Here is a 25,145-nt window from a genome sequence, read left to right on the forward strand (position 1 = left end):
CGCCCATCCCATCGTCGATCGCGCGCTCCGCCGCGCGTCCCTCCCGCCGGACGGAGTGGAATGCCGCTGCGCCGCCTCCTCTCGCTCCTGAGCCTCGGGGCCTTCGTCGCCGCCCTCTGGGCCGCCTGCCTGCCCTGGTCGGTCGGGACGCCGCGCCTGCGGAGCGCCGTCGCGCGCGAACTCGCCCGCACCTACGGGCTGGCCATGACCGCCGAGGGACCGACCGAGATCACGCTGCTGCCGCTGCCCCGCCTCGGCTTCCGCGCGGTCAGGCTCACCGCGGGACGCCGGGACGGGCCGGTCCTGGCCGAGGGCGGCGCGCTCTCGCTCCAGCTCAGCCTGATCGCCCTGCTCACCGGACGCATCGACGTGAGCGCCCTCGGCCTCGACGGCGCGACCCTGCACCTGGCTTCGGGCGAGGACGACACGCGCTGGGCCGAGCCGATCCGCCTCCTCAACGCGCGGCTCGGCGCCGACGGCAGCTCGCATCCGCGCCGCATCACCCTGTCGCGGGCCACGGCCACGGGCCTCGACCCCCGCGACGGCTCGCCCCAGACCGCGCGCGACCTCGACCTGACCCTGTCCTGGCCCCTCTGGAGCGCCCAGGCCGAGATCTTCGGCAGCTTCCAGTGGAGCGCCATGCCGACGCGTTTCGCGATCTCGGGCCTGCGGGTGGCCGATCTCCTCGACGGCGGCACGACGCCCTTCTCCCTCAGCGCGAGCTGGACCGGCGGGACCCTGACCGCCGAGGGCAGCGGCCTGGTCCGGGCCGAGGGGCTGACGCTCACCGGGCTCGGCCAGTTCGACACCCGCTCCCTGCCCGAGACCCTGGCCTGGGCCGGGGGCAGCGTCGCCCTGTCGCCCTTCGTCGGTCCGTTCGGGATGACCGGCAATTTCGAGATGAACGGGCGCCAGCTCCTGCTGCCCAACGTCCGGGTGGCCTTCGGCGACAACCGCCTCGAGGGGGCGGGCGCCGTCTCGTTCGGGCGCGACCGCCCGGCCGTCCAGGCGACCCTGGCCGCCGAGACGCTCAATCTCGCCCCCATGCTGGCGGACGTGCTGAGGACCTTCGGGGTCACCCCCGCGCGGCCCGGCGCCCCGGACTGGCGCACCCGTGACATCGCCCTCGCCCCCTATACCGGCGGCGACCTCGACCTGCGGATCTCGGCGGGCGCGGTCCGGTTCGGCCCGATCCTGGCCGAGGATCTCGCCGCCAGCGTCCTCGTCCGGGACGGCAACATCGAGGCGTCCCTGAACCGCGCCTCCCTGGGCGGCGGCACCCTGAAGGGCCGCCTCGCCCTGGCCGCGTCGGCGCGGGACGCATCCGTGACCGAGGCCAAGGTCCAGGGCGCCTTCGACCGGCTCGACCTCGCGGTGCTCCCCGCCGAACTGCGGCCGGAGACCTGGGTCCTCGGCGGCGCGCAGGGACAGTTCCAGGCCGAGGGGACCGGGGCCGACCTGCACGGGTTCCTGCGGCACCTCGACGGACACGCGGCGATGACGGTCGATGGCGGCACCCTCCTGGGGATCGACCTCGCCGAGGCCGCCCTGCGCAGCCGCATGCCGGCCCCGCGAGTCGGACGCACCGCCTTCGATCGCGCGACCCTGAACCTTCGCTTCCGCGACGGCGTCGGCGAGATCACCGAGGGCGCGCTGGAGGGCACCATCCTCGCCGCCTCCCTGCGCGGGACCCTGTCGCTGCCGGACCGTCGCTGCGACACCCTCGCGGAGGTCGTCGCCCGGGGCTCGGCCTCGGACCGGCGCTTCCCGATGCGCTTCCTGATCGCAGGGCCGTTCGGCAGCCTCGACGTGCGCAGCCTCGCCCCCGACGCCGCGCCGGACCTGCGCGGCGGCAGGGTCACGCCGGCCAATCCCCTGCGCCTGCCGGCTGCCGGGCTGGCGCTTCCCGCCGGGGTCCGCGCCTACGCGCCGTGACCGGGATGGGTCAGGCCACGCCTTTGCGCCCGGTCAGCCAGGAGGCCGTGAGCACGAGGGCGGTGACGGTGCCGACCAGGAGCGTCGAGGCGGCGTTGATCTCCGGGTTCACCCCGAGCCGAACCTGGCTGTAGAGCCGCATCGGCAGCGTGGTGGCGCCCGGTCCGGAGACGAAGCTCGCGATGACGAGGTCGTCGAGGGACAGGGTGAAGGCGAGGAGGAAGGCCGCCGCCAGGGAGGGGGCGATCAGCGGCAGGGTGACGGTGGCGAAGACCCGGCCCGGATGCGCCCCGAGATCGGCCGCCGCCTCCTCCAGCGACCGGTCGAGCCCGCGCAGGCGCGCGCCGACGATCACCGCGACGAATCCGAGCCCGAGGGTCGCGTGCGCGACGACGAGGGTGAGGAGGCCGCGATCGAGGCCGAAGCCGACGAAGAGCAGCAGCAGCGACAGCCCGGTGATCACCTCCGGCATCACCAGCGGCGCGTAGATCAGCCCGGTGAAGAGCCGGCGGCCGGCAAAGCGCCCGCCCCGGTCGAGGGCCAGGGCCGCGAGCGTCCCGAAGACCGTCGCGAGCGCGGCCGAGGCGAGCGCCACCGCGAGGGAGACCCCGGCCGCCTCGCGCAAGGGAACGTCGGCGACGAGCACCCCGTACCAGCGGGTCGAGAATCCCCCCCAGACCGTGACCAGGGCGGAGGCGTTGAAGGAGTAGACCACCAGGATCAGGATCGGCGCGTAGAGGAAGCCGAGCCCGAGGATCAGGGCGAGGCGGTCGAGCGCCCTCACCGGCCCGCCTCCCGTGCGGCCGCCTCGTCCTCGCGAAACAGGACCAGCGGGCCGACCACCAGGACGAGGACCAGGATCGCCACGGCCGAGGCGAGCGGCCAGTCGCGGTTGGAGAAGAACTCGCTCCACAGCACGCGCCCGAGCATCAGGGTGTCCGAGCCGCCGAGCAGGTCCGGGATGATGAACTCGCCGACCATCGGCACGAAGCAGAGCAGCGCCCCCGCACTCAGCCCCGGCCGCGCCAGCGGCAGGGTCACGCTCCAGAACACCCGCACCGGCCCGGCGCCGAGATCGGCCGCGGCCTCGGGCAGGCGCGGGTCGAGCTTGGCGAGGACCGCGTAGAGCGGCAGCACCATGAAGGGCAGGTAGGCGTAGGTCAGCCCGATCAGCACCGCTCCTTGCGTGTTCAGGATCTCCAGGGGCTGCGAAATCAGCCCGAGCCTGATCAGCCCGGCGCTGAGCAGGCCCTCGGGCTTCAGGATGGCGATCCAGGCGTAGATGCGGATCAGGAAGCTCGTCCAGAACGGCACGATGAGGAGCGCCACGAGGAGCGGCTGCCAGCGCTCCGGGGCACGGGCCATCGCCAGGGCGATCGGGGTGCCGATCAGGGCCAGGATCGCGGTGGCGATGGCCGCGAGCGTCAGGGACGACAGGGCGGCGTCGCGGTAGAGGGCGTCGCCCGCCAGGGTCTCGAAATTGGTGAAGTCCAGGGCTTCGAGGAAGCTGCCCCAGCCCTCGATCCCGGCGCTCCAGTCGAGCACGGGCAGGTAGGGCGGCTGCGCGGTGGCCGGCGTCGACAGGCTGATCTTCAGGGTCAGGATCACCGGCAGCAGCACGAAGGCGGCGAGCCAGAGGGCGGGCAGGACCGGAAGCAGGCGCCGCATGCTCACGCCTCCGCCGGCATCAGCCAGGCCCGCTCCGGCGGATACGACAGGTGGACCGTCTCTCCGACGGCGGGCGCGTCCGCGTCGGTGGGCGCGCTCACCCGCCAGACCGTGCCGTCGGCGAGCCGGACCTGGATCCGGATCCGGTCGCCGAGAAAGGTCGTCTCGACCACCTGCCCGGCGAGGTCGGGGCCATCCTCGGACGGGACGCGGGCCAGCGCGATCCGCTCGGGCCGCAGGGCGATGATCCCCTCCCCCTCGGCCGCGCCGCCGGCGCGCAGGGGGCCGAGGGCGGTGTCGAGGCGGGCGAGGCCGGCCGGGTCGCGCGCCGAGACCCGGCCCGGGATCAGGTTCACGTCGCCGAGGAGCCCGGCGACGAAGCGGTTGGCCGGGCGCTCGTACAGGCTCGCCCCGTCGCCGATCTGCACGAGGCGGCCGCGGTCCATCACGCCGATGCGGTCGGCCAGCGCCAGGGCCTCGGCCGGGTCGTGGGTGACCACGATGAAGCCCGTGCCGAGGCGCCGCTGCAGGGCGCGCAGCTCCCCTTGCGTCTCCTCGCGCAGGGCGCGGTCGAGGGCGCCGAGCGGCTCGTCGAGGAGGAGCACCCGTGGGGAGCGCGCGAGAGCGCGGGCCAGGGCCACCCGCTGCCGCTGCCCGCCCGACAGGGTGTCGGGCGGGCGCGGGCCGAATCCGTCGAGGCGCACCAGGCGCAGGAGTTCGTCCACCCGCGCCTGGCGCGCCGCCCGCCTGAGCCCGGAGAGGCCGTAGGCGATGTTGGCGGCCACGCTCATGTGCGGGAACAGGGCGTAGGACTGGAACATCATGTTGACCGGCCGGCGATGCGGCGGGTCTGCGGTGATGTCGGCCCCGCCGAGGCGGATCGTGCCGGCGCTCGGGGTCTCGAACCCGGCGATCAGGCGCAGCAGCGTGCTCTTGCCGCAGCCCGACGGCCCGAGCAGGCAGACGAACTCGCCGGCCTGCAGGGTGAGGTCGAGGTCGGCCAGAGCCGCGTGCGCGCCGAAGCGCTTGCCGAGGCCGGCGCAGGTGAGGAGGCCGGCCGGGTCGGGGCCATGCGTCGACGCCATCGCGGGTGCCGGGATCTCAGCTGTCCTCGCGCAACGCTTCCGCGACGCGGGCCTCGAGCAGGTCGGGCCGGCGGATCACCAGGGCGCCGCGGGTCCGGTCGATCAGGCCGTCGGCGGCCATCACGGTGAATTCCCGCGTCACCTGCTCGCGGCGGCAGCCGATGCGGGCGGCGAGCACGTGGTGGTAGGGCGGCGGGGTCACCACACGCTCGCCGTCGCCGCCAGCGCGGGGCACCGACAGGCGCAGCAGCTCGGCATAGAGGCGGTGGCGCAGGTCGAGGAGCGCGTGCTCCATCAGGCGGGTGTTCAGTTCGCGCACGCGCTTGGCGAGCAGGCGGAACAGCCGGTCGGCGATGGCCTCGGAGGCGAAGATGATCTGCCGGAACACGGGCGCGGGCACGACGCAGACCTCGCCGCGGGTCAGCGCCGTGACGTTGGCCGAGCGGCCGATGCCGTCGAGCGCCGCGAGCTCGCCGAAGAAGGCGCCGCCGCGCATCTCGCCCAGGATCACTTCCTTGCCCGATTGCGAGCGGTTGAGGATGCGCACCTCGCCGGAGGCCAGGAAGTAGACGTCGGTGGAGACGTCGTCGTAATCGACCAGCACCTCGTTCTCGTCGAAGCGACGCCAGTGGCAGCGCGTCTCGTAGACGGACAGCTCGATTCCCGGCTCCTTGAAGAACGGGATGGTCGTCAGCCGTCCTGTGGTCACGCGTCCTGCCCCCGTCGCGAATCGAAGCTGATCGATACGCCGTGCAATTCCTGGGTCAAGCGTTCCCGATCGCTCGCCCGCCGATAGGCGTGGATGCGAAGTCCGCGCCAACGTTCCGCCCCGGTGGCGGGTCGGCGCCCGGGGCCGCTTGCCAGTGAGGCGCCGACCCCGCAAAAGCGCGCCATGCTCCGCGTCAACGATCTCACCTACCGCATCGGCGAGCGCCTGATCCTCGACGGCGCCACCTTCGTCATCCCGGACCGCGCCCGCGTCGGCCTCGTCGGGCGCAACGGCGCCGGCAAGACCACCCTGTTCAAGGCGATCCTCGGCGAGTTGCCCACCGAGGGCGGCACGGTGTCGATGCCCAAGGGCATGCGCATCGGCGCGGTGGCCCAGGAGGCGCCGGCCGGACCCGAGACCCTGCACGCGGTGGTGCTGGCCGCCGACACCGAGCGCGCCCGGCTGATGGCCGAGGCCGAGCACGCGGACGGCATCCGGCGGGCCGAGATCGAGACCCGGCTCGTGGACATCGAGGCGCACTCGGCGCCGGCCCGCGCGGCGGCCATCCTGCACGGCCTCGGCTTCGACGCCGAGGCGCAGGGGCGCCCCTGCTCGGACTTCTCCGGCGGCTGGCGCATGCGCGTGGCGCTCGCGGCGGTGCTGTTCTCCGAGCCCGACCTGCTGCTCCTCGACGAGCCGACCAACTACCTCGACATCGAGGGCACGATCTGGCTCTACGACTACCTGGAGCGCTATCCCCGCACGGCCGTGATCATCAGCCACGACCGCGACCTCCTCGACGAGTGCGTCGACCACATCCTGCATCTCGATCGGGGCAAGCTCGGCATCTACAAGGGCGGCTACACCAGCTTCGCCCGGCAGGTGGCCGAGAAGCGCGTGCTCCAGGCCAAGGCCAAGGCCAAGCAGGATGCCGAGCGGGCGCATCTCCAGAGCTTCGTCGACCGCTTCAAGGCCAAGGCGACCAAGGCGCGCCAGGCCCAGTCCCGCGTCAAGCGCCTCGCCAAGATGGAGATCATCGCCTCGGTGATCGAGGACGACGTGCCGGCCTTCCGCCTGCCGAGCCCGGAGCGGCCGCTCTCGCCGCCCATCGTCGCGATGGAGCGGGTGCAGGCGGGCTACCCGGACCGGATCGTGCTCTCGGGCCTCAACCTGAGCCTGGCCCCCGACGACCGGGTGGCGCTGCTGGGCGCCAACGGCAACGGCAAGTCGACCTTCTGCAAGCTCATCGGCGGGCGCCTGCCTCCCCTGAGCGGCGAGCTCCGCCGCTCCTCCAAGATGGAGGTCGCCTACTTCGCCCAGCACCAGCTCGACGAGCTGCGCCCGGCCGAAAGCGCCTACGCCCATGTCCGCGACCTGATGCCGGACGTGCCCGAATCGAAGGCTCGCGCCGCGGCCGCCCGCCTCGGTTTCTCGGGCACGAAGTCGGAGACGCCGGTCTCCCAGCTCTCCGGCGGCGAGAAGGCGCGCCTGCTCATGGGCCTCGCGGCCTTCCGCGGTCCGCACCTGCTCATCCTCGACGAGCCGACGAACCACCTCGACATCGAGAGCCGCCAGGCCCTGGTGGAGGCGATCAACGACTACGAGGGCGCCGTCATCCTGGTGAGCCACGACCGCTTCCTGGTGGAGGCCTGCGCCGACCGTCTCTGGCTCGTCTCGAACGGCAGCGTGAAGGCCTTCGACGGGGACATGGACGATTACCGCCGCTACGTGCTCGCCGGGCCGGAGCGCGAGGCCGAGAAGGCCGTCCCCGAATCGACCGGCGGCGCCAAGGCGGTGGAGCGCCGTTCCAACGCCGACCGCCGCGTCGCCCTCGCGCCCCTGCGCAAGAAGCTCGAGGGCGTCGAGGCGCGGATGAAGAAGCTCACCGACGCCATGGCCAAGATCGACGCGGCGCTCGCCGACGGCACCGCCTTCCAGGCGAACCCGGCCAAGGCCGGCGAACTCGCCAAGATGCGGTCCGACGCCGCCGCGGCCCTGGAAGCGGCCGAGGAGGAGTGGCTCGAGCTCAGCGGCGAGATCGAGGGCGCGACGGCCTGAGCGCGGTCGCGCCGCGATGATGGCAGGGCTGGAGAACCGCGATGCCATGATCCATCGCTCGGCGGGCTCATGGCGCAGGCTCCCGTCCAAGGAGCGGACGGGCCGAACAATCTCGCATGCCCCCGGTCCACCGCGACGCGGCCCTCCCTCCCCTGGCGGGGAGGAGACGGGGGTGGGGGCGGCACTGCCGGCCTGACCCGGTCGAGGGGCACCCGACCACCCCCACTCCGGACCTCTCCCCGCAAGGGGGAACGGAACGCGGTCTGGTCCCGGAAAGGCCGGAGCGCCGATCGAAGGCTCTCCAGGCGGCGGAACCCGCGCCGGCCCGATCCCCCTGACACCGCCGGCCCCGAATGGGAAACATCCTTCGCCCCGGGGCGTTTCCGACCGCGCGCAACCCGAGGGGACCCCGACGATGCCCGATGCCCACCGTCGCCGGCTCGCGCCCCTGCTGGCGCTGCTGCCGCTCGGCGCCGCCGGGGCCTGGATCGCCTACAGCCGCCTCGGCATCGACCATCATCGCCGGATGCCGCCCGCCCTACCCGGCCGGCAGGCCTGCCTGGGAAGCGAGGCCGGCGGGTTGTCCTACTACGCGAGCGGACCGGAGGCAGGCGTGCCGCTCCTGCTGATCCACTCCGTCAACGCGGCGGCCAACGCCTACGAGGTCCGGCCGCTCTATCTCCACTACGCGAAGACGCGCCCGGTCTACGCCCTCGACCTGCCGGGCTTCGGCTTCTCCGAGCGCAGCGACCGGGTCTACACGCCGGAGCTGATGACGGCGGCGGTCCACGCCATGGCGGCGGAGATCCGGCACCGGCACGGGGGCGCCGCCATCGACGCGGTGGCGCTCTCCCTGTCGTCCGAATTCCTGGCCCGGGCCGCCCTGGCGCGGCCGGGCGACTATCGCAGCCTCGGCCTGATCAGCCCGACCGGATTCGACAAGCGCTTCGAGCGCCGCAACCCGTCCGGCAGCGACACGGCCCGGGCGGTGGCGGCCTATCCGCTCTGGGGCCGGGCGCTGTTCGACCTCCTCGTCAGCCGCCCGAGCATGCGCTTCTTCCTGGAGAAGACCTGGGGGTCGCGCGCCATCGACGAGGGGCTTCTCGAATACGACCAGATCGCGGCCCACCAGCCCGGAGCGGAGTTCGCCCCGTTCTCGTTCCTGGCCGGACACCTGTTCGCCACCGAGACGGGCCGGGTCTATCCCCGCCTCGACCGGCCGGTCTGGATGATCCACGGCACCCGGGGCGATTTCGTCGACTACCGCCACGCCGACCGCTTCCGCGGCGATCCGGGCTGGACCATCGACGTTCTGGAGACGGGCGCCTTCCCGCATTTCGAGCGCCTGCCCGAGGTCGCCGCCCGCTACGACGCCTTCCTGGCGGGGCTGGCGCGCTGAGCCCCTGGTCGCCCGCACCGCGCCGGGTTAGTCGAGGGGCACGCCCGCTCGACAAGAACCCGGAGCCCCGATGTCCGACCTCACCCTCGCCGCCGCCCAGACCATCGTCGCCACCGCCTTGGAGACCGCCCGCGCCCACAAGCTGAAGCCCCTGGCGGTGGTGGTCTACGACGCGCGCGGCGCCCTCAAGGCGCTGGGCGCCGAGGACGGGACGTCGCTGCGCCGGGCGGAGGTGGCGATGGGCAAGGCCAATGGCTGCCTCGCCCTCGGACTCGGCGGCCGGGCGATCCACAAGCGCGCCGAGGAACAGGCCTACTTCGTCGCCGCCGTCAGCCATCTCGTCGGCCCCGCCGCCCTGGTGCCGGTGCCGGGCGGGGTGCTCATCCGCCAGGGGGAGGCCGTGATCGGCGCGGTCGGCATCTCGGGCGACACCTCCGACAACGACGAGCTCTGCGCGGTGGCGGGCATCGAGGCGGCGGGGCTCACCGCGCAGACCGGCGCCTGAGGCGATGCTGCGCCCGCATCGGCGGCACTGGCTCGTCGGCGGTGCGGCGCTCCTGGCCGCCGGCGGCGGCCGGGCCGCGGCGGCGCCGGGCGATCTCTACCGGCGCGGCAACGATGCGGACCCCGAGACCCTCGACCCGCACAAATCCTCGACGGTGGCCGAGGCGCATATCCTGCGCGACCTCTACGAGGGCCTGCTCACCTACGACAATCACGGCGCGATCATCCCGGGGGCGGCCATCGCCTGGACCCTGTCCGAGGACGGCCTGACCTACGATTTCACCCTCCGCGCGGACGGGCGCTGGTCGAACGGCGACCCGGTCGTGGCCTCCGACTTCGTCTTCGCCCTCCGGCGCATCCTGGCGCCCGTCACGGCGGCGAAGTACGCCGAAGTCCTGTTTCCCCTGAAGAACGCCCGCGCCGTGAACCAGGGCGCGCTGCCGCCCGAGGCGCTGGGTGTCTCGGCCCCGGACGAGCGGCGCCTGGTGCTGAGCCTGGAGCAGCCGACGCCGTACCTGCTCGAACTCCTGACGCACCAGACCTCCCTGCCCGTGCATCCGCCCTCCCTGGCCCGCTACGGCGACGCCTTCGCCAGGGCCGGCAACAGCGTGACCAACGGCCCCTACCGCTTGGCGGAGGTGGTGCCGAACGACCGCATCACCCTGGAGCGCAACCCGCATTTCCATGCGGCCGCCGGGGTGGCGATCCCGCAGGTCGCCTTCCTGCCGACGCCGGACCTGTCGAGCGCGGTCCGGCGCTACGCGGCCGGCGAGATCGATTCGCTCGCCGACCTGCCCGGCGACCAGATCGCCTCGCTCAAGGCGCGCTTCGGGCGTCAGGTTGTGCTCGGTCCCGCCCTCGGCCTCTACGCGCTCGCGGTGAACACCCGCAAGGCGCCCTTCGACGACGTCCGGGTGCGGCGCGCGCTCTCCCTCGTCATCGACCGCGAGTTCCTGGCCCAGAAACTCTGGGGCGAGACCATGGAGCCGGCCTACTCGCTGTGCCCGCCCGGCCTCGACCATTCCCGAACGCCGCCCGAGACCGCCGGGCGCGAGGCCCTGCCGATCGACCGCGAGGACGAGGCCCGGGCGCTGCTGGCCGCGGCCGGCTTCGGCGAGGGGCGGCCCCTGCGGCTCGAATATCGCTTCAACACCAGCGACAACAACCGCAACACCGCGCTCGCCATCGCCGACATGTGGCGCGGGATCGGGATCGAGACCCGCTTCGTCTACACCGATGCGAAGACCCACGTCGCCTACCTGCGCGACGGCGGCGACTTCGACGTGGCGCGCATGTCCTGGATCGCCGACTACTCGGACCCGCAGAACTTCCTGTTCCTGCTGGAGAGCAGCAACGAGGGTATGAATCCCGGTCGCTACGCCAACCCCGCCTACGACGCCCTGATGCGCCGGGCGGCGGCCGAGCGCGACATGGCCCGGCGGGCCGACCTCCTCTACGAGGCCGAGACCATCGTGGTCACCGAGCTGCCCTGGATTCCGGTGATGCACACCCGCTCGAAGGCCCTGATCGCGCCGCGCCTCTCCGGCTACCACCCGAACCTGCGCAACGCCGCGCCGACGCGCTTCCTGAGGCTGAGCGTGTGATCGGCTTCGTCCTGCGCCGCCTGCTCCAGGCGATCCCGACCCTGTTCGCGGTGGTGACCCTGAGCTTCTTCCTGATCCGGCTCGCGCCCGGCGGCCCCTTCGACCTGGAGCGGCCCCTCCCGCCGGCCGCCATGGCGAACCTCGCCCGGGTCTACGGCCTCGACCAGCCGCTGATCGTCCAGTACGGGCGCTACCTCGGCGCCCTTCTCACCGGCGACTTCGGACCCTCGTTCTCCTTCCGCGACCTCACCGTCGGCGACCTGTTCGCCCGCGGCCTGCCGGTCTCGATGACGCTCGGCGCCCTCGCCCTGGCGCTGGCCCTCGGGCTCGGCATCGGCCTCGGCGCGCTGGCGGCCTTCCGCCGTGGGAGCGCCGTCGACCGCCTCGTCAGCCTCACCGCTGGGCTGACGCTGGCGGTGCCGACCTTCGTGGTCGCGCCCCTGCTGCAGATCGTCTTCGGCCTGACCCTGCGCTGGCTGCCGGTGGGCAGCTGGGAGAACGGCGCGCCGGCCAACCTCGTGCTCCCGGTCGTCACCCTGGCCCTGCCCCAGGTCGGGGCGCTGGCCCGGCTCACCCGTGCCTCCCTGGGCGACGTGCTGGCCGCCCAACCCATCCGCACCCAGCGCGCCATGGGCCTGCCGCCCCGCCGCATCGCCCGCCACGCCCTGCGCGGCGCCCTGCTGCCCGTGGTGGCGATCCTCGGGCCGACGGCGGCCTCCCTGCTCACCGGCTCTGTGGTGGTCGAGACCATCTTCGGCCTGCCCGGCATCGGCCGCTACTTCGTCGATGGGGCGCTCAACCGCGACTACACCCTGGTGATGGGCACCGTCGTGCTGGTGGCGCTCTTCGTGATCGCCCTCAACCTGGTGGCCGACCTCCTCTACGGCCTCCTCGATCCGCGCCTGCGGGCGGCCCGGTGAGGCGCGCCCTCTCGCGGCTCGCCCGCAACCGGGGGGCCGTGGCGGCCCTGGCCGTCCTGGCCCTGGTCGCCCTCGCCTGCCTCGCCGGCCCCCCGCTCACCGGGCACGATCCGGGGCGGATCTATCCCGACCTCGTGCGCACCGCGCCCTCGCTCCGGGCCCATCCGCGGCCCGAGGCGATCGCGCCGGCGGTGGAGCGCCTCGCCTTCCGGATGCGGGTGACGGCCGCGGACATCCGGGTCGCGGACGGGCGGCTGCACGTCACCCTGTCGGCGCGAGACCCGATCAACGAACGGGCGCTGAGCTACCTGCCCCGCTCGGACCTGTTCGGCCCCGCCACGATCGTCTCGCAGACCGAGGACGGGCGCCGCCTCGCCGTGGAGGCTCCGGTGCGGCGGCTGTACTTTCCCCTCGGCACCGACGTGCTCGGGCGCGACCTCCTCAGCCGCAGCCTCGTCGCCGGCCGGGTCTCCCTGCTCATCGGCCTCGTCGCCACCGGCGTCGCGCTCCTCATCGGCGTCACCTACGGCGCGGTGGCGGGCTATGCCGGCGGCCGGGTCGACGCGCTGATGATGCGCGTCGTCGACGTGCTCTACGCCCTGCCCTTCGTGTTCTTCGTGATCATGCTGCTGGTGTTCTTCCGGGCCGGGCTCGGGCTGATCCTCCTCGCCATCGGCGCGGTCGAATGGCTCGACATGGCCCGGATCACCCGGGCGCAGACCCTGTCCCTGCGCCACCGCGACTTCGTGCGGGCCGCCGAGGCGCTCGGCCTGTCCGCCGCCGCGATCCTGCGCCGTCACATCGTGCCGAACACCCTCGGGCCGGTCACGGTGGCGGCGACCTTGCTGGTGCCGCGAGTGATCCTGCTGGAGAGCTTCCTCTCCTTCCTGGGCCTCGGCGTGCAGGAGCCCTCCACGAGCTGGGGCGCCCTCATCGCCGAGGGCTCGCGCGCCATCGAATCCGCGCCCTGGATGCTGGCCGCGCCGGCCGGGTTCCTCGTCGCCACCCTGGTGGCGCTGAACGTGCTGGGCGACGGCCTCGCCGACGCCCTCGACCCGCGCCTCAGCGCGGACCGGTGAGGCCGGGATAGACCACGCGGACCATCCGCCGCTCCTGCGGGATCTCCGAGACCGGCCGGCCCTTCGCGTCGCGCTCGGGCATCGCCTCCGGCGCTCCCACGTCGCTCGGGCGCAGGCGCCACGGATCGAGGCTGTGCGAAACCGCGCCGCGCCCGGCCTCGGACGCCGCGGCGGGCAGGACTCCGAGGGCGGTGAGGGCGAGCAGAAGGGCGGAGGGAACGGGCAAGTGAAGGCGTGGCATCGCTGAGGCGTCCGGTCGAGCCCGCCGAGTTCAGCCGAGATCACTTACCTTTGCGCCAAGCTTGGCGGAACCGCCGGGCATCGCGCCGGATTGCCAACAACTGTCCTGGAGCACGGTTAACGAGGATTCGATGGCAACCAAGGCCGTGGCGGAACGAGGCAGCGCGAGCGCGGGGGCGACGCCGGAGCGCGTTCCGATGGGCACCGTGATCGACACGGACATCTCCGCCCGGCTCGACCGCCTGCCCTGGGGGCGCTTCCACGTCCTCGTCATCGTGGCGCTCGGCATCACCTGGGTGCTGGATGGCCTGGAGGTGACCCTCGCCGGCTCGCTCGTCGGAGCGCTGCGGGCCGAGCCCATGAGCTTCACCGAGTTCGACATCGGGCTCGCGGCGAGCTCCTACCTCGTCGGCGCCGTCACGGGCGCACTGGGCTTCGGCTGGCTCACCGACCGCATCGGCCGCAAGAAGCTCTTCTTCATCACCCTTGCGCTCTACCTCGCCGCCACCGCCGCCACCGGCCTGTCCTGGAACATCTACAGCTTCTGCCTGTTCCGCTTCCTCACCGGCGCCGGCATCGGCGGCGAGTACACCGCCATCAACTCGACGATCCAGGAACTCGTGCCCGCCCGCGTGCGCGGCTGGACCGACCTCGTCATCAACGGCTCGTTCTGGATCGGCGCCGCGATGGGCTCGTTCCTGTCCATCGTCGTGCTGCGCCCGGGCATGATCGACCCGGCCTGGGGCTGGCGCATCGCCTTCTTCGTCGGCGGCGGCATCGGCCTCGTCATCCTGCTCCTGCGGACCTGGATTCCGGAGAGCCCGCGCTGGCTCGCCACCCACGGCTACGTGGCGGAAGCCGACCGCGTCGTCACCGGCATCGAGAAGCGCTTCATCGACGAGGGCCACACGCTGCCGCCCATCGACGAGAGCAAGCGCATGAAGCTCAGGACCCGCAGCCACACGCCCCTCAAGGAGGTGTTCGGCACCATGCTGGTCGGCCACCGCAAGCAGACGATGGTGGGCCTCGCCCTGATGGTGGCGCAGGCGTTCTTCTACAACGCCCTGTTCTTCACCTACGCCCTGGTGCTGCAGCGGTTCTACGACGTGCCGGGCGACCATGTCGGCTGGTACCTGCTGCCCTTCGCGCTGGGCTCCTTCCTCGGCCCGCTGCTGCTGGGGCGCCTGTTCGACACGGTCGGCCGCCGCCCGATGATCGCCTTCACCTACGGCATCTCGGCGATCCTGCTGGCCGTGACCGGCTACCTGTTCAAGATCGACGTGTTCGGGCCGGTGGGCCAGACCGCGGCCTGGATGGTGGTGTTCTTCTTCGCCTCCGCCGCCGCGAGCGCGGCCTACCTCACCGTGGCGGAGACCTTCCCCCTCGAAATCCGGGCGCTGGCCATCGCGGTGTTCTACGCGCTGGGCACCGGCATCGGCGGCGTCTCCGGCCCGCTCCTGTTCGGCGCCCTGGTGGAGACCGGCTCGCGCGACAACGTGCTGATCGGCTACCTGATCGGCGCCACCCTGATGGCGGTGGCGGCGGTGGTCGGCGGGCTCTTCGGCACCGCCGCCGAAGGCAAATCCCTGGAGGACGTCTCGAAACCTCTCGCGGCGGCCTGAAAACATGAGGTTCGGCGCCGGCAAAGCTTGAAACCACCGGGGATGGCCGGGGTTGGTCACCGATCGATCGTGTCAAGCCCATCCCCGGAAGGACCTCATGCGGATCAACCCCACCACGCTCGCGCTCGTCCTGTCGGGCGGCGTCCTCGCCAGCACCTCCGCGGCCTTCGCCGAGGGCAACAGCCCGGCCGAGATCAAGCAGCCCGGTCCGCCGCGGATGACGGCGCCGGGCGTCGCCGGCGCGCCGGTGGTCAAGCCCGGCGGCGTCGACAATGGCGGCCCCGGATCGGTCGGCACCATCGCCCCCGGGGCGACGGGCGCCTCCAGCGTCTCGAACAATTCCGGCGCCTCCGGCAATGCCGAGCAGAACCAGAAGCCGATCGGCAATACCGGCGGCGGTGGCGGCGGCGGGAGCTGAGCCTTCAGGTCACCCGCCGCTCGGCGAAGAAGGCCCGCAGCAGATCGGCGGCCTCGCGCTCGCGAAGGCCGCCATAGACCTCCGGGCTGTGGTGGCAGGTCGGCTGGTTGAAGAAACGCGGACCGCTCTCCACGGCCCCGCCCTTCGGATCCGAGGCCGCGAAGTAGAGGCGCCGGATGCGCGCGAACGCGATCGCGGCCGCGCACATCGCGCAGGGCTCCAGGGTGACGTAGAGGTCGCATCCGCTCAGCCGCTCGTCGTCCAGGGCCTGGCAGGCGGCCCGGATCGCCAGGATCTCCGCGTGGGCGGTCGGATCGCGCAGGGCGCGCGGGCGGTTATGCGCGACCGCGACGACGACCCCGTCCTTGACCACCACCGCGCCCACCGGAACCTCTCCCTCCCCCGCTGCCAGGCGCGCCGCCGCGAAGGCACGGCTCATCGGGTCGCTGGCGGAAGGGTCGGCATCGGGCATCGGCGCTGTCCTGCGATCGGCGTCCGATCCTTGGCCGTCAGGCCGACAATCCGCAATGGGGCACGCCCGCTGCACCCGGCACCCGCGGAACCGGTCCGCTGGGGACCCGCCCCAAGTCGCTTGGACAGTCGTCGCGATCGAGGCCGGAGCCCCGGGACGTCCGACGGAGAGAACCGAACGCCGTGGGCGCCGCTCGATCCGCCACGGGCGGAGGCGTGAGGCCGAACCGGTTCACGAGAATGTTAAACCGCGGAACATCGCCCGGGCGTGGCCGTTGGACTGGGCAATGCGGCTCGGCTGACACGTCGCCAGGCTGCCAACCCGAAGACGAGGAGCGCACGATGAGCAGCACCACCGACAAGATCAAGGGTCTCGCCAACGAGGCCGTCGGCAACGTCAAGCAGGGCATCGGCAACGTGACCGACAACGACAAGCTCAAGGCCGAGGGCAAGGCCCAGGAGTTGAAGGGCGAGACCCAGAAGACCGTCGGCGATGCCAAGGACGGCGTCAAGAACGCCGCCGACACGGTCAAGAGCAAGCTCTGAGTCTTCCAGCCCGGGGCTCGGCTCCGGGCGACACGGAATGGGAAAGGCGGCGCGAGCCGCCTTTTCGCCTGTTTGCGCCCAGCATTCGGCGAACCCGCGGCCCATGAGCGCGGGATCACTCGCAACGGCGCGTCCGCTCTGTTATGGGGCAGGCATGACCGACAAGACTGACGATACGATGGGCGGGTCTGAGGACGCGCCTGCCAAGACCTCCCGTTCGAAGGCCAAGGCCTCGACGAAGACCTCAGCGGCGAAGACCAAGGCCGTCGCGCCGGCCGCATCGGCCGGGGAGGCGCCGGCCGGCAAGCCCGCTAAGACGGCCAAGGCTGCCAAGGCCGAGCCCGTGACGGCGGAGGTCGAAAAGACCGGGACCGGCAAGGCCAAGTCTTCGCGCGCGCCGGCGGCGGAAGCGAAAGCTTCGGCCGGCAAGTCGTCCGATGCGAAGGCGCCGAACGCGAGAGCGGCGAAGCCGGCCGCCACCGAGGACGCGGCCAAGGCGGAAGCCGTGACGGCGACGGCCCCGAAAGCGGCCACGCCGAAGGCTGCGGCGGGCAAGTCCACCGTGACCAAGTCCGCCGCGAGCAAGTCCGCGGAAGCGAAGGTCGAGACGGTCGCACCCGCCGATCCCAAGCCTGCCGATCCCAAGCCTGCCAAGCCCAAGTCTGCCAAGGCCGTGGGCCCGAAGACGGCGGCCGAGACCGCGCCTGCGGTGACGGAGGCGTCCGAGCCCAAGTCCAAGACGGCGAAGGCCACGAAGGCGACGGTCGGGACGCCGTCGGAGGCTGCACTCGAAGCCGAGGCCAGCGACGTCAAGGCGAGCAGAGCCAAGGCACCCGAGGCGCCCGGTCCCGCGGCGGAACCGTCCGTTGCCGAGCCGGCAGCCAAGCCGGCGGCCAAGCGCGCCAAGGCGGTCGAGAAGACCCAGGCGCCCGAGCCGCAATCCTCCGAGCCGAAATCTCCCGAGCCGAAACCGGCGGCCCCGGCCGAGCCCTGGGCTCCGGCGACCGATGCCGGCATCCCCGGCCCCTCGGCGGAGGAGAAGCCCAAGGTCCGCCACGCGGCCATGCCCCGCGGCGGCGATGCGCCCCTGCGCCGCAAGACGGCCCTGGCCAAGCCCGCTCCGGCGCCGCGGCCCGAGGCGGCCTCCTCCGGCGGCCCGGCCCGCGACGACGCCACGCCCGACGGCGACCGCATCGCCAAGGCCATCGCCCGCGCGGGCATCGCCTCGCGCCGCGACGCCGAGGCGATGATCGAGCAGGGCCGCGTCACCCTCAACGGCAAGGTCCTGGCCTCGCCGGCGATGAACGTCACCCCGGACGACCGGATCACCGTGGACGGTGAGCCGCTGCCGGCCCGCGAGCGCACCCGCCTGTGGATCTACCACAAGCCCCGCGGCCTGGTGACCACGGCGCGCGACCCGGAAGGCCGCCAGACCGTCTTCGACAATCTGCCGGAGGATCTGCCCCGGGTCGTCGCCATCGGTCGCCTCGACATCAACACCGAGGGGTTGCTGCTCCTCACCAACGACGGTGGCCTCGCCAAGGTCATCGCCCACCCCGACACCGGCTGGCTGCGCCGCTACCGGGTGCGCGCCCACGGCGACACCACGCAGGCCGAACTCGACAAGCTGCGCCGGGGCGTCACCATCGACGGCATGGATTACGGCCCGGTGGATGCGACCCTCGACCGGGCGTCCGGCGACAACCTCTGGCTGACGCTCGGCCTCCGCGAGGGCAAGAACCGTGAGGTCAAGCGCATCCTCGAGCATCTCGGGCTGGCGGTGAACCGGCTGATCCGGCTGTCGTTCGGGCCGTTCCAGCTCGGCGACCTCGAGGCGGGTCTCACCGAGGAGATCCGCACCAAGGTGCTCAAGGAACAGCTCGGCCCGGCCCTCTCGGAGCAGGCCGGCGTCGATTTCGAGAGCCCGGTGCGCGAGCCGATCGCGCCCTTCGGCTCGCCGAAGCAGCAGGCCAAGCAGCCCGCCCGCAGCGCCTCCGCCGCCCAGCGCCGCGAGCCGCGCGCCTATGACGACGAGGCGGCGCGCGGCGGTGGCCGTCCGATGGCCCCGGCCAAGCCCGCCCGGGTTCCCACCGGCGGCAACAGCGCCGGGCCGCGCCGCTCCGTCTGGCGCGCCGAGGACGAGGCCGCCGCCGAGGACGCGCCGCGCCGGGTGAAGATCCCGCGCCGGGGCGCCGACCCGAAGGCCGAGCGCGAGGCCGCCGCCGCCCGCGGCCGCGAGCGCGTCGGCGCCATCAGCACCGGCGAGCGCCGGGTGCTGGTGGAACGCCTGAAGTCGAGCCCGCAGGAGCCCTCCGCCGAGCCGCATCGCCGCGACAGCGCCGTGCGCCGCCGCGGGGACGAGGCCGCGCCCCGGGAGGGCCGCTTCCCCCGCGCCGAGGCCCAGGCCCGGCCCTTCCGGCAATCCGACGACCGCGCCCCCGGAGCCCGCTCCACCGGCGAGCGTCCGGCCCGTGGCTTCGGCGGTGAGGGCCGGCCGCCGCGCCGGGACGACGACCGCCCGCGCGGAAACTTCAGGTCCCAGGACGGCGCCGAGCACCGCGGTCCGCCGCGCGGCGGCGAGGACCGTCCGCGCGGTCCCTTCCGCGGCAACGCCAACCGTTCGGAGGGCGGCGACGAGCGCGGTGGCCGTCCGGGCTCGCGCGGTGCTCCCGCCCGCGACGGCTTCCGCGGCGACAAGCCCAGTGGCTTCCGCGGCAACGACCGCCCCGGCGCTGAACGCGGCGGCTTCAAGGGGGGCGCTGCCCGCCAGGACGGCGAGCGCGGTGGCTTCAAGGGCGGTGCGGCCCGGTCCGGCGGCGGCAAGCCGGGTGGCGGCTTCAAGGCCGGCGGCAAACCCGGTGGCTTCGGCGGCAAGCCCGGCGGTTTCAGCCGCGGTGGGGCCGGGGGCGGCAAGCCCGGTGGCAGCAAGCCCGGCGGCGGCGGTGGCCGTCCGCCCCGCGGCGGCAGCCGGTGAGGATCGTCGGCGGCGATCAGCGCGGTCGCCGCCTCGCCACCCCGAAGACGGACGCGATCCGGCCGACCTCGGACCGCTTGCGCGAGGCGATCTTCAATGTCCTCGCCCACGCCTATGACGACGCCGTCGCCGGGGCTCGGGTCCTCGACCTGTTCGCCGGCACCGGCGCTCTCAGCTTCGAGGCCCTGTCCCGCGGGGCGGCCTATGCGCTCCTGGTCGACGAGGGTGCCGAGGCCCGGGCACTGATTCGCGAGAACATCGAGTCCTTCGGCGCCGAAGGATCGACCCGCCTGTTCCGGCGCGACGCCACCCGGCTCGGTCCGGCCGGGACCAGCGGCACGTTCACCCTGGTGTTCTGCGATCCTCCCTACAATCGCGACCTCGCGCCGGCGGCCCTGGCCAGCGCGGCGGCCGGCGGCTGGCTCACCCCCGGCGCCCTCGCGGTCGTCGAGGAATCCGCCGGCGTGCACGTCGCCCTGCCGCCCGGTTTCACCGAGCTGGAGCGCCGGGTCTACGGCGATACGGCTCTCGCCTACGCGCGCTACGCCGCCTGAGGCACGACCTCGACACGACCCTCTTGGTATACGGGCGCGACCCGCGAGCGCGCCGCGGACCCCTGAGGCGGCGGTCGCGTTCACCCAGGATGGCCCTCGCCGAACTCCGAACCGACGCCGCCGCAATCGAGCTCGATCCGCGCCCCGCCCGACTCTGGCGCCCGCGCCGCGTCCTCGTCACACCCGCCGCCCTGGAATACGCCCACGGCCGGACCATGGTGGCCCGCGCCGAGGCGCTCGGCCTGCCGGTCGAGTGCCTGCGAGCCAACCGCCTGACAGGGCTGCGGAATCTGGATCCGCGCGCGGCCTATCGCGAGGCCAAGGCGACCCTCGCCATCGTCGTCGCGCCCCCGACGAAGCTGAGGCTCCAGCCGATCCCTCCGAGCGCCGATTGGCGCTTCGATCTCGCCGAGGGCTGTCCCGCGCATTGCCAGTACTGCTACCTCGCCGGCTCGCTCTCGGGACCTCCGGTCACCCGGGCCTACGCTAACCTCGACGCGATTCTGGGCAACCTCACAACCTATCTCGGCCAGGGTGCCATCACCTCCGCCCAGGCCGATCGCGCCCACGAAGGCACCACCTTCGAGGCCTCCTGCTACACCGACCCCCTCGGCATCGAACATCTCACCGGCTCGCTCTCGGCCGCCATCACCCATTTCGGTGCCTGGGACGCGCCGGTGCAACTGCGCTTCACCACGAAGTTCGCCGCCGTCCAGCCCCTGCTCGGCCTCGCCCATCGTGGGCGGACCCGCATCCGGTTCTCGGTGAACGCGCGCGCCGCCGCCCGCTACGAGGGCGGTACGGCGAGCCTAGATGCCCGTTTGGGGGCTCTCCGTTCCGTCGCAGAGGCCGGCTATCCCGTGGGGCTCACCATCGCGCCAATCCTGCCGCTCCCCGACTGGCAGGACGCCTACGCCGCCTTGATCCGGGATGCTGCCACGGCGCTGTCCGGTCTGAGGGACCTCGATCTCACGGTCGAACTCATCACCCACCGGTTCACACCGGGCTCGAAGGAAGTGCTCGAGGGATGGTATCCGGGATCGGATCTGCCGATGCAGGAGAGCGACCGCAGCCGAAAACTGACGAAGTTCGGCTCGGTCAAATACGTCTTTCCGCGCGATCTCATGCAGGCAATGCGCCTTTCGATCACGAAAGAGCTTGCCGACGTGTTCCCGGCTGCGCGGATTCTCTATTGGACCTGAAGCATCACCGCTGTCCGATCTCGGTGACGCTCCGTCGAAAAACTAGCGCCGCCCGAACAGCCGCTCGATGTCGTGGAGCTTCAGCTCCACGAAGGTCGGACGACCATGGTTGCAGGTGCCGGCGAGCGGTGTCGTCTCCATCTCACGCAGCAGTGCGTTCATCTCTTCCGGGCGCAGACGCCGTCCCGCCCGGATCGAGCCATGGCAGCTCATCCGTGACAAGATCGCGTCCAGACGCCGGCCGAGGGGTCCTCCGCCCTCGTCCGTACCGTCCGGACTTTCGTCCTCCAGCCCGCTCTCGTTCAGCGCATCGAGAATGTCGATCACGAGGCTTCGGATCGAGGCCGTGGCGAGGGCCGCGGGAACCTCACGCACGAGGACCGCGCCGGTGCCGAACGCCTCCAGCGTAAGCCCGAGCCGATCGAGATCGGGCGCGGCGGCCACGAGCCGCTCGGCATCGCCCGGCGCCATCTCGACGACGTCGGGGATCAGCAGGCCTTGGCGAGCGACGCCCCCCCGCGACCGTTCCCGCTTCAGACGTTCGTAGACCAGCCGCTCGTGAGCCGCATGCTGATCAACGAGCACGAGGCCGTCGGCGGTCTGGGCGACGATGTAAGTCTCGTGCAACTGCGCCCGGGCCGCACCGAGTCGATATCCGTCGGCTTCCAGCGGGTCGAGGTTCGGGCGAGAATCCGCCGATGGCACCACGAGTTCATCGTCGAATCGCGCCTGAGAAGGCTCTGCCATCCCACTCCATACCGGAGGGCGCGGGATCGCCTGCCGGTATTGACCCGGCGCGGCGACAGACGCGAACGACCGCGGCAGGCTCGGCATCGGACTTCGGTAGGCGCTCGCACCAGAGTGTATTGCGAGATCGGTTGTCCGCAGCACATCAAGGGTCCGGGCAGCGCCGGTGGTGGAACCGCGCAGGCCGGCTTGGTGCAGGGTTTCGTGAATCGCGCTGACGACCAGGCTCCGGACCAGACCAGGATCACGGAAGCGCACCTCCGTCTTGGCAGGGTGCACGTTCACATCCACCAGGGACGGGTTGCACTGGATCGCCAGCGCGAGGACGGGGTGGCGGTCGGAGCTCATCGTGTCGGCATAGGCGCCGCGCACCGCCCCGAGCAGAAGGCGATCGCGCACGGGGCGACCATTCACGGTGAAGTGGATCTGATTGGCGGTGCCGCGGTGATAGCTCGGCAGGCCAATATGTCCGCATAGGGCGAAGCCCTCACGGGCCATATCGAGGGCAAGCGCATTCGCTCCGAAATCGGGACCGAATATTCCAGTCAGGCGCCGCAAGGTAGCAGCGGGTCCGGTGTCGGCTTCGGCTGGGAAGACCAGCGGCGTTCCGTTCTCGGTGCGAAGCGCGAAGCGGATCTGCGGCTGCGCCACCGCAAGGCGACGCAGGATGTCGCTGATCGCAGCCGTCTCGGCCCGATCGGACTTCAAAAACTTCAATCGTGCCGGGGTCGCAGCGAAAAGATCACAGACTTCGATGCGGGTGCCCTTTGCGCTCGGTGCCGGCCGTACCTCGCCTTTGACGCCGGCGTCCACCGTGAGTGTGACACCCATGTCCGCGTCCACCGTGCGACTGGTCAGCATCAGGCGCGCAACGGCACCGATCGAAGGCAGCGCCTCACCGCGAAAACCCAGCGTCTCGATGCAGGTCAGATCACCACCCGGCAACTTCGAGGTTGCGTGTCGTTCGACGGCAAGCGCTAGGTCGGCCGCGCTCATGCCGGCACCGTCATCGACGACACAGATCAGACGTCGTCCACCGCCTTCGATCGAGACCTCGACGCTTCTCGCGCCCGCATCGATTGCGTTCTCAACGAGTTCCTTGACCGCCGAGGCTGGCCGCTCCACGACCTCGCCCGCTGCGATGCGGTCGACGAGGATCGGATCGAGGCGTCGGACGGGGCGAGGTGGCGTGGACATGCGGAGGAAACTATAGCTGCGCCTAGATCCGGCCGAAAGGCAACGCGAAGGCCTATCATGTATACCGCGGTCCGTTCGCGTTGCTGGCCGCTCCCACGCCGTCGGATCGCTTACGCGACGTGGACTGTCGCATGGCGACTTCGAGCATCATCGTCCAAGGATTCAACCCGCGCGTGAGACCCAAGCTACAGCGGTGCCGAACGGTCTGGGGACGCACCGAGCACCGCGACGCCCTCCCAGGCCTGCGCACGGTGACGAACGCCATCTATCAACCGGCGAGCCCGGACGGGAGCTGGGCTTTGTGCGATGCCGCCGGGACGATCATCGAGTTCGGCGCCAACCCGATGCTGACGGATGTTGTGGATCAGGCCGATGATCGCCCGACCCTCTTCATTGGTCCGCTGATCACGCATTACGGCCACTTCCTGCTCGGCACCTTCGCGCGCCTCTGGCCGCTGCTCAGCTGGACGGGACCGAGGCCGCGCCTCCTGTGCTATGCGGAAGGCCCCTTGGATGTGCTGCACGCGCAATGGGCCGCTCTTCCATTCCTGGCCGACATCTTGGCTCGCTTCGATCTGAATGTCGAAGACCTCGTCACCTTTCAGAACGTGACGCGGATTCCCGAGCTGCTGCTGCCGGAGCCATCCGTGAAGGAGCAGGACTTCACCTACGCGATCTACCGCAAACTCACGCGCTTCACTGGCGAAGCATTCTACGATCCGGCCGCTGTCGATCGCGAGGCCACGCCGGTCTACTTGTCGAAGGCACGGCTGGGATCGGGCATTTCGCGGCTGCGTAACGAAGATGCGCTGTGTGAGACCCTGAGCCGGCAAGGCGTCGACATCGTCTTTCCGGAAGCTCTGCGCTTTCCCGAACTGGTTCGGCTTCTCTCCGAGCGGCGGATGGTACTCGGAACGGCGGGCTCGGCCTTTCACACGGCCGTCTTCGCGGCCCCGAACCGGCGCATCCTGGCGCTGAACTGGACGCCGCCCGTGAACGCCAACTTCCTGCTGCTGGATGCGTTGAACGGCACACGGGCGCGCTACTACTTCGTTCCTGGAAGCACGATCGGGGACGAGCCAGGCTTCCACTTCGGCTGGTCGATTCCCGACCCTGAAGCGGTCGCCGCCGAGATGCTGGAGCGCGTTCGGGCCTTCGACACCCTTGATGCCCGTGATGCGGCGGAGGATGCGGCCCGGTGGCGTGCCAAGTGGATTCCGGGCTGGAAGCCTGTCCAGCGCTGGCTCGATCGCCGAACCTGATCGCTCAGGCGACGCCCGAGCGAAGCAGATCGTGGTAGTGCACGAGACCGACGGGCCGGTCGTTCTCGACGACGATCAACGCGGTGATTTTCATCGATTCCTGGATCTCCAGGGCTTTGGCTAGCAATGTCTCGGGAGCCACCGTCCGAGGCTTGCCGCTCATCAGCGCCTCCACGGCGAGGCCGTCGAGATCGCTGCGGAAAACGTTGCGACGCAGATCGCCGTCGGTGACGATTCCGGCGAGGCGCCCATCGGATTCCACGACAACCACTGAGCCGAACCCCTTGGCATCGATCTCGGCGATCGCCGCGCGCATGGGCGTGCCGCGCGAAACGACCGGCAGCTGCACTCCGGTATGCATGACCTCACGGACCTGGCGCAGCGACGCGCCGAGCCGGCCACCTGGATGGTAGATGCTGAATTCTCGGGCCGAGAAGCCGCGGGCCTCGAGAAGTGCGATCGCCAGGGCGTCTCCGAGGGCAAGCTGCATGGCCGTGGAGGTTGTCGGGGCCAGGCCGTTCGGGCAGGCTTCGCGTGCCTTCGGCAAGGTCAGGCAGATGTCGGCCTCGCGCCCGAGCGTCGAGGACTTGTTAGAGGTGATCGCGACGAGCCCGACCCGGTAGCGCCTGGCGTAGCCGATGATGTCGGCAAGTTCGGTCGTTTCGCCGGACCATGACAACGCCACGACAACGTCCTCGGGCTGGATCATGCCGAGGTCGCCGTGGCTGGCCTCGGCGGGATGAACATAGAGGGCCGGCGTGCCGGTCGAGGCGAGCGTCGCCGCGATCTTGCGCCCGATATGACCGGACTTTCCCATACCGGTGAGGATGGCGCGCCCCTTGGCGTGGGCAATGCGTGAGACCGCCTCCGTGAACGGCGCCCCGAGACCGTTGCCGATGGCCTCCATGAGGCAGGCGAGCCCATCGCGTTCGGTCTCGATGGTCCGCAGCG

The 25,145-nt window shown here is 71.8% G+C and carries 22 protein-coding genes; 14 read left to right on the plus strand and 8 right to left on the minus strand.

Annotated elements, in window-relative coordinates:
* Nucleotides 1-60 precede the first annotated feature (60 nt).
* Nucleotides 61-1,935 (plus strand): AsmA family protein, encoded by a 1,875-nt coding sequence (locus ASF49_RS15990; protein WP_056474901.1) that lies wholly within the window; start codon nucleotides 61-63, stop codon nucleotides 1,933-1,935.
* A gap of 10 nt (nucleotides 1,936-1,945) precedes the next feature.
* Here the strand turns inward: ASF49_RS15990 and ASF49_RS15995 are convergent, their stop codons facing one another.
* The 4 genes from ASF49_RS15995 to ASF49_RS16010 are packed head-to-tail and all read right to left on the minus strand — an operon-like array spanning nucleotide 1,946 to nucleotide 5,397.
* On the minus strand, nucleotides 1,946-2,719 hold the full coding sequence (locus ASF49_RS15995; RefSeq protein WP_056474904.1) for an ABC transporter permease subunit: 774 nt from the start codon (nucleotides 2,717-2,719) through the stop codon (nucleotides 1,946-1,948).
* Nucleotides 2,716-3,603, minus strand: a complete 888-nt coding sequence (locus tag ASF49_RS16000) for an ABC transporter permease (RefSeq protein ID WP_056474906.1) — start codon at nucleotides 3,601-3,603, stop codon at nucleotides 2,716-2,718. Before ASF49_RS16000 ends, ASF49_RS15995 begins: the two co-directional genes overlap by 4 nt.
* Before the next feature lie 2 nt (nucleotides 3,604-3,605).
* Nucleotides 3,606-4,688: an ABC transporter ATP-binding protein gene (locus tag ASF49_RS16005; protein ID WP_056474908.1), complete on the minus strand. Its 1,083-nt coding sequence runs from the start codon at nucleotides 4,686-4,688 to the stop codon at nucleotides 3,606-3,608.
* Nucleotides 4,689-4,704: 16 nt separating this feature from the next.
* Nucleotides 4,705-5,397 (minus strand): Crp/Fnr family transcriptional regulator, encoded by a 693-nt coding sequence (locus ASF49_RS16010; RefSeq protein WP_055952878.1) that lies wholly within the window; start codon nucleotides 5,395-5,397, stop codon nucleotides 4,705-4,707.
* Between the two features lie 183 nt (nucleotides 5,398-5,580).
* On the opposite strand from ASF49_RS16010, the gene ASF49_RS16015 reads away from it, so the two are divergent.
* The 6 genes from ASF49_RS16015 to ASF49_RS16040 all read left to right on the plus strand — a co-directional run bounded on the left by ASF49_RS16015 (nucleotide 5,581) and on the right by ASF49_RS16040 (nucleotide 12,961).
* On the plus strand, nucleotides 5,581-7,455 hold the full coding sequence (locus tag ASF49_RS16015) for an ABC-F family ATP-binding cassette domain-containing protein (protein ID WP_056474911.1): 1,875 nt from the start codon (nucleotides 5,581-5,583) through the stop codon (nucleotides 7,453-7,455).
* 415 nt (nucleotides 7,456-7,870) lie between these two features.
* Nucleotides 7,871-8,854 (plus strand): alpha/beta fold hydrolase, encoded by a 984-nt coding sequence (locus tag ASF49_RS16020; protein WP_056474914.1) that lies wholly within the window; start codon nucleotides 7,871-7,873, stop codon nucleotides 8,852-8,854.
* Between the two features lie 70 nt (nucleotides 8,855-8,924).
* Nucleotides 8,925-9,359 (plus strand): GlcG/HbpS family heme-binding protein, encoded by a 435-nt coding sequence (locus ASF49_RS16025; RefSeq protein ID WP_056474923.1) that lies wholly within the window; start codon nucleotides 8,925-8,927, stop codon nucleotides 9,357-9,359.
* A 4-nt stretch (nucleotides 9,360-9,363) separates the two neighbouring features.
* Nucleotides 9,364-10,962: a peptide ABC transporter substrate-binding protein gene (locus tag ASF49_RS16030; RefSeq protein ID WP_056474924.1), complete on the plus strand. Its 1,599-nt coding sequence runs from the start codon at nucleotides 9,364-9,366 to the stop codon at nucleotides 10,960-10,962.
* Entirely contained in the window at nucleotides 10,959-11,882 is a 924-nt protein-coding gene (locus ASF49_RS16035; protein WP_056474927.1) for an ABC transporter permease, read from the plus strand. Before ASF49_RS16030 ends, ASF49_RS16035 begins: the two co-directional genes overlap by 4 nt.
* On the plus strand, nucleotides 11,879-12,961 hold the full coding sequence (locus ASF49_RS16040) for an ABC transporter permease (RefSeq protein ID WP_056474930.1): 1,083 nt from the start codon (nucleotides 11,879-11,881) through the stop codon (nucleotides 12,959-12,961). Before ASF49_RS16035 ends, ASF49_RS16040 begins: the two co-directional genes overlap by 4 nt.
* Here ASF49_RS16040 and ASF49_RS16045 read toward each other — a convergent pair.
* The gene (locus ASF49_RS16045; protein ID WP_156653055.1) at nucleotides 12,945-13,202 is read right to left on the minus strand and encodes a hypothetical protein; all 258 of its coding nucleotides are present in this window, start codon (nucleotides 13,200-13,202) and stop codon (nucleotides 12,945-12,947) included. The genes ASF49_RS16040 and ASF49_RS16045 overlap by 17 nt on opposite strands.
* Before the next feature lie 130 nt (nucleotides 13,203-13,332).
* Here ASF49_RS16045 and ASF49_RS16050 point away from each other — a divergent pair, with 130 nt between their 5' ends.
* Together ASF49_RS16050 and ASF49_RS16055 are read left to right on the plus strand one after the other, a co-directional pair.
* A complete protein-coding gene (locus tag ASF49_RS16050) occupies nucleotides 13,333-14,823 on the plus strand; it encodes an MFS transporter (protein WP_056474943.1) in 1,491 nt (496 codons plus the stop codon).
* A gap of 97 nt (nucleotides 14,824-14,920) precedes the next feature.
* Entirely contained in the window at nucleotides 14,921-15,241 is a 321-nt protein-coding gene (locus ASF49_RS16055) for a hypothetical protein (RefSeq protein ID WP_056474950.1), read from the plus strand.
* Between the two features lie 4 nt (nucleotides 15,242-15,245).
* Here ASF49_RS16055 and ASF49_RS16060 read toward each other — a convergent pair whose 3' ends face one another.
* Entirely contained in the window at nucleotides 15,246-15,713 is a 468-nt protein-coding gene (locus ASF49_RS16060; RefSeq protein ID WP_056474952.1) for a nucleoside deaminase, read from the minus strand.
* A 341-nt stretch (nucleotides 15,714-16,054) separates the two neighbouring features.
* Between ASF49_RS16060 and ASF49_RS16065 the strand changes: the two genes are divergently transcribed.
* The 4 genes from ASF49_RS16065 (at nucleotide 16,055) to ASF49_RS16080 (ending at nucleotide 20,988) form a co-directional block, all read left to right on the plus strand.
* Nucleotides 16,055-16,258 (plus strand): CsbD family protein, encoded by a 204-nt coding sequence (locus ASF49_RS16065; RefSeq protein WP_056474959.1) that lies wholly within the window; start codon nucleotides 16,055-16,057, stop codon nucleotides 16,256-16,258.
* Between the two features lie 1,063 nt (nucleotides 16,259-17,321).
* Entirely contained in the window at nucleotides 17,322-19,232 is a 1,911-nt protein-coding gene (locus tag ASF49_RS16070) for a pseudouridine synthase (RefSeq protein WP_082511371.1), read from the plus strand.
* On the plus strand, nucleotides 19,229-19,786 hold the full coding sequence (gene rsmD / locus ASF49_RS16075) for a 16S rRNA (guanine(966)-N(2))-methyltransferase RsmD (RefSeq protein WP_056474963.1): 558 nt from the start codon (nucleotides 19,229-19,231) through the stop codon (nucleotides 19,784-19,786). The genes ASF49_RS16070 and rsmD overlap by 4 nt, the downstream gene beginning before the upstream one ends.
* Before the next feature lie 89 nt (nucleotides 19,787-19,875).
* Nucleotides 19,876-20,988 (plus strand): SPL family radical SAM protein, encoded by a 1,113-nt coding sequence (locus ASF49_RS16080; RefSeq protein WP_056474965.1) that lies wholly within the window; start codon nucleotides 19,876-19,878, stop codon nucleotides 20,986-20,988.
* 42 nt (nucleotides 20,989-21,030) lie between these two features.
* Here the strand turns inward: ASF49_RS16080 and mutL are convergent, their stop codons facing one another.
* Nucleotides 21,031-22,932: a DNA mismatch repair endonuclease MutL gene (gene mutL / locus ASF49_RS16085; protein ID WP_056474970.1), complete on the minus strand. Its 1,902-nt coding sequence runs from the start codon at nucleotides 22,930-22,932 to the stop codon at nucleotides 21,031-21,033.
* A 131-nt stretch (nucleotides 22,933-23,063) separates the two neighbouring features.
* Between mutL and ASF49_RS16090 the strand changes: the two genes are divergently transcribed.
* Entirely contained in the window at nucleotides 23,064-24,194 is a 1,131-nt protein-coding gene (locus ASF49_RS16090; protein WP_082511351.1) for a glycosyltransferase family 61 protein, read from the plus strand.
* A gap of 4 nt (nucleotides 24,195-24,198) precedes the next feature.
* On the opposite strand, the gene ASF49_RS16095 is transcribed toward ASF49_RS16090, so the two are convergent.
* On the minus strand, nucleotides 24,199-25,101 hold the full coding sequence (locus ASF49_RS16095) for a KpsF/GutQ family sugar-phosphate isomerase (RefSeq protein WP_272481511.1): 903 nt from the start codon (nucleotides 25,099-25,101) through the stop codon (nucleotides 24,199-24,201).
* Nucleotides 25,102-25,145: the final 44 nt, after the last annotated feature.

It is taken from the genome of Methylobacterium sp. Leaf104 (assembly GCF_001422885.1).
Classification (GTDB): Bacteria; Pseudomonadota; Alphaproteobacteria; order Rhizobiales; family Beijerinckiaceae; genus Methylobacterium.

What these genes read in the sequence shown, in the direction of transcription:
- ASF49_RS15990 (WP_056474901.1), top strand. Translation starts at nt 61, where the DNA reads ATGCCGCTGCGCCGCCTCCTCTCGCTCCTGAGCCTCGGGGCCTTCGTC.
- ASF49_RS16000 (WP_056474906.1), bottom strand. Translation starts at nt 3,603, where the DNA reads ATGCGGCGCCTGCTTCCGGTCCTGCCCGCCCTCTGGCTCGCCGCCTTC.
- ASF49_RS16005 (WP_056474908.1), bottom strand. Translation starts at nt 4,688, where the DNA reads ATGGCGTCGACGCATGGCCCCGACCCGGCCGGCCTCCTCACCTGCGCC.
- ASF49_RS16015 (WP_056474911.1), top strand. Translation starts at nt 5,581, where the DNA reads ATGCTCCGCGTCAACGATCTCACCTACCGCATCGGCGAGCGCCTGATC.
- ASF49_RS16020 (WP_056474914.1), top strand. Translation starts at nt 7,871, where the DNA reads ATGCCCGATGCCCACCGTCGCCGGCTCGCGCCCCTGCTGGCGCTGCTG.
- ASF49_RS16025 (WP_056474923.1), top strand. Translation starts at nt 8,925, where the DNA reads ATGTCCGACCTCACCCTCGCCGCCGCCCAGACCATCGTCGCCACCGCC.
- ASF49_RS16030 (WP_056474924.1), top strand. Translation starts at nt 9,364, where the DNA reads ATGCTGCGCCCGCATCGGCGGCACTGGCTCGTCGGCGGTGCGGCGCTC.
- ASF49_RS16045 (WP_156653055.1), bottom strand. Translation starts at nt 13,202, where the DNA reads ATGCCACGCCTTCACTTGCCCGTTCCCTCCGCCCTTCTGCTCGCCCTC.
- ASF49_RS16050 (WP_056474943.1), top strand. Translation starts at nt 13,333, where the DNA reads ATGGCAACCAAGGCCGTGGCGGAACGAGGCAGCGCGAGCGCGGGGGCG.
- ASF49_RS16055 (WP_056474950.1), top strand. Translation starts at nt 14,921, where the DNA reads ATGCGGATCAACCCCACCACGCTCGCGCTCGTCCTGTCGGGCGGCGTC.
- ASF49_RS16060 (WP_056474952.1), bottom strand. Translation starts at nt 15,713, where the DNA reads ATGCCCGATGCCGACCCTTCCGCCAGCGACCCGATGAGCCGTGCCTTC.
- ASF49_RS16065 (WP_056474959.1), top strand. Translation starts at nt 16,055, where the DNA reads ATGAGCAGCACCACCGACAAGATCAAGGGTCTCGCCAACGAGGCCGTC.
- ASF49_RS16070 (WP_082511371.1), top strand. Translation starts at nt 17,322, where the DNA reads ATGCCCCGCGGCGGCGATGCGCCCCTGCGCCGCAAGACGGCCCTGGCC.
- ASF49_RS16080 (WP_056474965.1), top strand. Translation starts at nt 19,876, where the DNA reads ATGGCCCTCGCCGAACTCCGAACCGACGCCGCCGCAATCGAGCTCGAT.
- mutL (WP_056474970.1), bottom strand. Translation starts at nt 22,932, where the DNA reads ATGTCCACGCCACCTCGCCCCGTCCGACGCCTCGATCCGATCCTCGTC.
- ASF49_RS16090 (WP_082511351.1), top strand. Translation starts at nt 23,064, where the DNA reads ATGGCGACTTCGAGCATCATCGTCCAAGGATTCAACCCGCGCGTGAGA.
- ASF49_RS16095 (WP_272481511.1), bottom strand. Translation starts at nt 25,101, where the DNA reads ATGGAGGCCATCGGCAACGGTCTCGGGGCGCCGTTCACGGAGGCGGTC.